This is a genomic window from Pantoea sp. NGS-ED-1003, from assembly GCF_000738765.1.
GTDB lineage: Bacteria > Pseudomonadota > Gammaproteobacteria > Enterobacterales > Enterobacteriaceae > Pantoea > Pantoea septica.
Map to the genome: position 1 here is coordinate 1 of NZ_JPQA01000023.1, position 5,985 is coordinate 5,985.

The 5,985-nt window shown below is 61.6% G+C and carries 5 protein-coding genes and 3 pseudogenes; 1 reads left to right on the forward strand and 7 read right to left on the reverse strand.

Going from position 1 to position 5,985, the window contains the following annotated elements:
• Positions 1-445, reverse strand: a pseudogene (locus JS46_RS23980) (IS1 family transposase); the annotation flags it as partial.
• Positions 446-499: 54 nt separating this feature from the next.
• On the opposite strand from JS46_RS23980, the pseudogene JS46_RS22335 reads away from it, so the two are divergent.
• Positions 500-1,063 (forward strand): annotated as a pseudogene (locus JS46_RS22335) (methyl-accepting chemotaxis protein); the annotation flags it as partial.
• Between the two features lie 71 nt (positions 1,064-1,134).
• On the opposite strand, the gene lldD reads toward JS46_RS22335, so the two are convergent.
• The 6 genes and pseudogenes from lldD to JS46_RS23780 all read right to left on the reverse strand — a co-directional run.
• On the reverse strand, positions 1,135-2,319 hold the full coding sequence (gene lldD / locus JS46_RS22340; protein ID WP_048786605.1) for an FMN-dependent L-lactate dehydrogenase LldD: 1,185 nt from the start codon (positions 2,317-2,319) through the stop codon (positions 1,135-1,137).
• Positions 2,320-2,331: 12 nt separating this feature from the next.
• Positions 2,332-3,093 carry a transcriptional regulator LldR gene (lldR, locus tag JS46_RS22345; RefSeq protein WP_033755973.1) on the reverse strand — a complete coding sequence of 254 codons (762 nt, stop codon included), beginning with the start codon at positions 3,091-3,093 and terminating at the stop codon, positions 2,332-2,334.
• The gene (gene lldP, locus JS46_RS22350) at positions 3,093-4,742 is read right to left on the reverse strand and encodes an L-lactate permease (protein WP_033755975.1); all 1,650 of its coding nucleotides are present in this window, start codon (positions 4,740-4,742) and stop codon (positions 3,093-3,095) included. Before lldP ends, lldR begins: the two co-directional genes overlap by 1 nt.
• 559 nt (positions 4,743-5,301) lie before the next feature.
• Complete coding sequence (locus JS46_RS22355; RefSeq protein WP_033755977.1) at positions 5,302-5,745, reverse strand: flagella synthesis protein FlgN; 444 nt, start codon at positions 5,743-5,745, stop codon at positions 5,302-5,304.
• An 11-nt stretch (positions 5,746-5,756) separates the two neighbouring features.
• A pseudogene (locus tag JS46_RS23985) lies at positions 5,757-5,858 on the reverse strand (flagellar biosynthesis anti-sigma factor FlgM); the annotation flags it as partial.
• 17 nt (positions 5,859-5,875) lie between these two features.
• The coding region (locus JS46_RS23780) for an IS1 family transposase (protein WP_019725171.1) at positions 5,876-5,985 on the reverse strand (110 nt) is incomplete at its 5' end.

Consider the following 5,985-nt stretch of genomic DNA (forward strand, 5'->3'; position numbering starts at 1 on the left):
CCCAGCGTCGCCATAGTGCGTTCACCGAATACGTGCGCAACAACCGTCTTCCGGAGCCTGTCATACGCGTAAAACAGCCAGCGCTGGCGCGATTTAGCCCCGACATAGCCCCACTGTTCGTCCATTTCCGCGCAGACGATGACGTCACTGCCCGGCTGTATGCGCGAGGTTACCGACTGCGGCCTGAGTTTTTTAAGTGACGTAAAATCGTGTTGAGGCCAACGCCCATAATGCGGGCGGTTGCCCGGCATCCAGCGCCATTCATGGCCATATCAATGATTTTCTGGTGCGTACCGGGTTGAGAAGCGGTGTAAGTGAACTGCAGTTGCCATGTTTTACGGCAGTGAGAGCAGAGATAGCGCTGATGTCCGGCAGTGCTTTTGCCGTTACGCACCACCCCGTCAGTAGCTGAACAGGAGGGACAGGTGATAGAAACTGAAGCCACTGGAGCACCTCAAAAACACCATCATACACTAAATCAGTAAGTTGGCAGCATCACCTGATCAACGGTATTGCTTTCCAGACCAACATTCTGGCGCTGAACGCGGCGGTGGAAGCAGCGCGCGCCGGCGAGCAGGGCCGCGGCTTTGCGGTGGTGGCAGGCGAAGTGCGCAGTCTGGCACAGCGCAGCGCCACGGCGGCACGCGAAATTGAAACGCTGATCAATGAAGCGGGGCAGAAGGTCGATAATGGCTCGCGGCTGGTCAGCAGCGCCGGGCAGGCGATGGATGACATCGTGCGCTCCGTCTCTCAGGTGAGCGGCATCATGAACGAGATCGCCAGCGCCTCCGAAGAGCAGAGCCGCGGCATCCTGCAGATCGGCCAGGCGATGACCGAGATGGATACCACCACGCAGCAGAACGCCGCGCTGGTTGAAGAGTCCTCCGCTGCCGCCTCGTCGCTGGAAGATCAGGCGCGACAGCTGGAACAGACGGTGGCCGTGTTTAAAACCGCGCAGCGCGGCTTTGAGCGCAGTCCGGCGGTCAGCGCGCCGCGTCCGCGCGTGCTGACGCCGACGCCGGCCGCGGCGACCGCCTCACAGGGGGGCTGGGAACAGTTCTGAGCCTCAGGCGTGAGCAGATAAGATAAAAAACCCGGCCTCTCCGCCGGGTTTTCTGTTTTTATGGCCGCGCCTTAGTCGTTGGCTACCGCCTTCGCCAGCGCGTCAGGCTCCATCGGCGCCGCCGCCTGCACCAGCGAATCGCGGGTAATTTCCGCGATCGAGCGCGCGCCGGTCAGCGTCATCGCCACGCGTATCTCTTTTTCAAACAGGTTCAGCAGATTGCTGACGCCCGCCTCGCCCGCCGCCGCCAGCGCATAGAGAAACGCGCGGCCCAGCAGCACGGTATCCGCGCCCAGCGCGATCATGCGCACCACATCCAGCCCGCTGCGTACGCCGCCGTCCGCCAGGATCGCCAGTTCGCCCTTTACCGCGTCGGCGATGGCGGGCAGCGCGCGCGCCGAGGAGAGTACGCCGTCCAGCTGGCGGCCGCCATGGTTCGATACCACGATACCGTCCGCGCCGAAACGTACCGCGTCGCACGCATCCTCCGGGTCAAGGATGCCTTTGATGATCATCGGCCCCTTCCAGAAATCGCGGATCCACTCCAGGTCGCTCCACGAGATCGAAGGGTCAAAGTTATTGCCCAGCCAGCCAATGTAATCCTCCAGGTGGGTCGGCTCGCCGCGGTAGGCGGAGATATTGCCAAGATCGTGCGGGCGGCCATGAATGCCGACATCCCAGGCCCATTGCGGATAGAGCGCCGATTGCAGATAGCGGCGCATCGCCGCGTTCGGGCCGCTCATACCGGAGTGCGCATCGCGATAGCGCGCGCCCGGCACCGGCATATCGACGGTAAACACCAGCGTCGAGCAGCCCGCCGCCTGCGCCCGCTCCAGCACGTTGCGCATAAAGCCGCGATCGCGCAGCACATAGAGCTGGAACCACATCGGGCGCTGCATCGCCGGGGCGACCTCTTCAATCGGGCAGAGCGACACGGTGGAGAGCGTAAAAGGAATGCCCTTTTTATCCGCCGCGCGCGCCGCCTGTACCTCGCCCCGACGCGCATACATGCCGCACAGGCCGACGGGCGCCAGCGCCACCGGCATCGATAGCGTCTCGCCGAACAGCTGCGTTTCCAGGCTCAGCGAGGACATATTGCGCAGAATGCGCTGGCGCAGCGCGATTTGCGCCAGATCGTCGCTGTTGCGTTTCAGGGTGTACTCGTCATAAGCGCCGCCGTCGGCGTAGTGAAACAGAAACGGCGGCACTTTGGCTTTCGCTGCGGCTCGGTAATCTTTTGCTGATGAGATAATCACGGTAGTCCTCGCTTACGCTTTACTGTCCGGAATGCGCATACTGCGCGCCCGTCGCGCCTCTTCCTCATGCAGGTTGCGCATGGTGGCGTCAACAAATTCAAGGTGGTGGATAGTGACGCTGCGCGCCCGTTCGGCATCGCCGGCGATAATCGCCTGACAGATCGCCTGATGCTGCACCGCCAGCTGCTGGAAAATCTCCGGCGCGGTGTACATCCGCTGACGGCTCTGCATCACCGACGACTGCAGCAGATCGAACAGACCGCGCATCGCCTGCAGCAGCACCAGGTTGTGGGCGGCCTCGGCGATCGCCAGATGAAAGCGCACGTCGGAGTGGGCAGCCAGGTCGGGATCGTCGCGATCGCTGACCTGCAGCATCATCTGATAGCAGCGCTCGATATGCGCTTTGTCTTCCGGCGTGGCGCGGCGCGCGGCGTGCCACGCCGTGCTGGATTCAATGGCGATGCGCGCTTCCAGCACGTCGTAGCGGTAACCGGGGTCGTCCGCCAGCAGGGTGCTGAGCGGCATCACCAGCCGCGACGCCGACCAGTCCGCCGGGCGTTCGGCAATAAAGTTGCCGCCGCCGCGCCGGCTGATCAGTACCCCTTCGCTGATCAGTCTCTGCAGCGCCTCGCGCAGCGACGAACGGGAGGCTGTCAGCTGCTGCGCCAGCTGGCGCTCCGCCGGCAGCCGTTCGCCCGGCTGCAGCCGCTGCTCGTCAATAAAAGCCCTCAGGCGTTGCGCCAGGCTCTCCGCCAGGCGTTGTTCTTCATGCATTACGGGATCATCCACGGGAAAACCCAGGCCTGCAGCGAAGTGATAATCCCCACGATGCAGGTGAAAATCAGGCTGTGCTTAACGGTAAAGCGGAACAGGTCGGCCTCTTTGCCGACCAGCCCCACCGCGGCGCAGGCGATAGCGATCGACTGCGGTGAAATCATTTTGCCGGTAACGCCGCCGGTGGTGTTGGCGGCGACCAGCAGCACCTCCGGCACGCCGATCTGCTGCGCGGTGGTCGCCTGCAGGGCGGCGAACAGCGCGTTAGAGGAGGTATCGGAGCCGGTGAGGAATACGCCCAGCCAGCCGAGAAACGGTGAAAAGAAGGTGAAGGCGTTGCCGGTATGGGCCAGTGCCAGCGCCAGCGTGGTAGAGAGGCCCGAATAGTTGGAGATAAAGGCGAACGCCAGCACCGCGCCGATGGAGTAAATCGGCAGCGCCAGCTCGCGCAGGGTTTCGCCAAAGGCGCTTATCGCCTGCGCGGGGCGCATGCGCAGCCAGATCACCGACAGCAGCGCAGCGATAAAAATTGCCGTGCCGGTGGCAGAGAACCAGTCGAGCTTGTAGATAGCGGCGTAAGGCGTGGCGGTGGCGACCACCGGCGGCATCTTGATCACTTGCTGATGCAGGAACGGCACGGCGAAAGAGAAGACCCAGTCATACAGCGCGCCGCCGGGTGCGAACAGCGCCTTAAACGGCGGAATGCTCCACAGGGTGACGGTCAGCGTCAAAAACAGGAACGGCATCCAGGCGCGCATCACCTGCGCCGCGCTGTAGCGCTCGACGCGCTGCGGTTCGCCGCTTTCCTCCTCGCCAGCAAAGCGGAAAATGCGCGCCGGCTTCCAGACGCGCAGGAACAGCGTCAGGCAGAGCAGGGAGACCAGTGCGGAGATCACGTCCGGCAGCTCCGGGCCGAGGAAGTTGGAGGTCAGGTACTGGGCGATAGCGAAAGAGCCGCCGGAGACCACCACTGCAGGCCAGGTCTCTTTCACCCCGCGCCAGCCATCCATGATCGCCATGACCCAGAACAGCACGATCATGGTCAGGAACGGCAACTGGCGCCCCGCCATCTGGCTGATCGCCATTGCATCCACGCCGGTGACCTGGCCGGCGACGATAATCGGAATGCCCATCGCGCCGAAGGCGACCGGCGCGGTGTTCACAATCAGGCAAAGCCCGGCGGCGTAGACTGGCTTAAAGCCCAAACCGACCAGCAGCGCGGCGGTGATCGCCACCGGCGCGCCGAAGCCGGCGGCGCCTTCCAGAAAGGATCCGAAGGCGAAGCCGACGATCAACATCTGCAGGCGTTGATCTTCGGTAATCGACAAAATGGAGTTGCGAATGATGCCAAACTGGCCGGTTTTCACCGTAATTTTATACACGAACACCGCGGCGACGATAATCCAGGCGATAGGCCACAGACCGTAGAAGAAACCGTAAACGGCGGAGGCGAGCGCCTGGTCGATCGGCATACGGTAGAACAGCAGCGCCACCGCCAGCGCGATCAGCACCGTGATGGTGCCGGCGAGATAGCCTTTCATCCGCAGCCGCGTCAGCGCGAAAAAGAAAAAGAGAATGGGAAGCGCCGCAATCAGGCTCGACAGCCAGATATTATCGAGCGGATCGTAAAGTTGCTGCCAGTTTTGCATGATCCTGATTCTCCAGAAGAGTGCCTGCCTGTAAACGGCAGCGGTCGGGGAGCGCCGCAGTCAGACAGCACGCAGCCGCAAGGCTGGTCAGACCAAAAAGCGCGTAAATGTTAAAGAATTGTTTATCTGGTGCGGGGATGAATGCAATCTTTCGCTAAAACTTTCATTTGAGGCTGGAAGATTTGTCACAAACAACAGGTTTTGGTAGGACCAATTTCGCGGGCGTGCAGGCGGCAAAGCGTTTAGCGCCGCTGAAGCGGCCAGCGGGCGGTAGCATCAGGAGCGCCATGAGGCCGCGAAGAGCTATTTCGTGGCGTCAGCCGGTTATCGCATGGCGGAGCAGGAGAGCCCCCGCTAACGAAAAAGGGGCGTTAAAGCTCACCATCGCACGGCGGAAGGGGCATTAAGTATTGCCATCGCACAGCGGGAAAGGGGGATAAAGACCGCCATCGCATGGCAGAAAGCGCATTAAGTATTGGCATCGCACAGCGGGAAAGGGGCGTTAAAGACCGCCATCGCACAGCGGGAAAGGAGGGTAAAGACCGCCACCCCAGGGCGGCTAGATAGTAATATCGTAAGCGCGCGTCGAGCCGTTAGAGTCCGATTGCCCGCCAGCAGTATAAAGCCCGGGGGCCGCCGCCGTTTTATCTATCGCGCGGGTTAAATGGCGCGCTCGCTGCAGATGCATCTCCAGCAGCTGGCGGGTTTGCTGGTTCATTTCGCTGGCCCGTTTAATCATCGGCAGCATGACGCTCCACTGTGCGGCCAGCGCAGGCTGCGGCTGATAGGGGGCAAACAGCTGCAGACGATCTTCCTGCTGTTTCCGCTGTTCGTCATGCCAGGCGACAGTCGCCAGCAGGCGGCTTTTCATATCGGAAAGGTGCTGAAGGGAAACCGGATGGATAGTCGCGCCGCTGAGCTGTTTGATCTCTTCGGCCAGCACGCCATCCAGTTCACTGAGCGTTTCCTGCAGCCTGGTTAAGGCGGCCTGTAAACTCTCCATGAGCGCCTCTGTCACCCCTCTTCAAGGATATTTCGCAGCAGCGCGTCGGCGATTTTATCGGCGTCCATCTGTAGTTCGCCGTTGCGCATCGCCTGTTTAATCTTTTCGACGCGCGGGTAATGACTCCAACTTATTGATAGTGTTTTATGTTCAGATAATGCCCGATGACTTTGTCATGCAGCTCCACCGATTTTGAGAACGACAGCGACTTCCGTCCCAGCCGTGCCAGGTGCTGCCTCA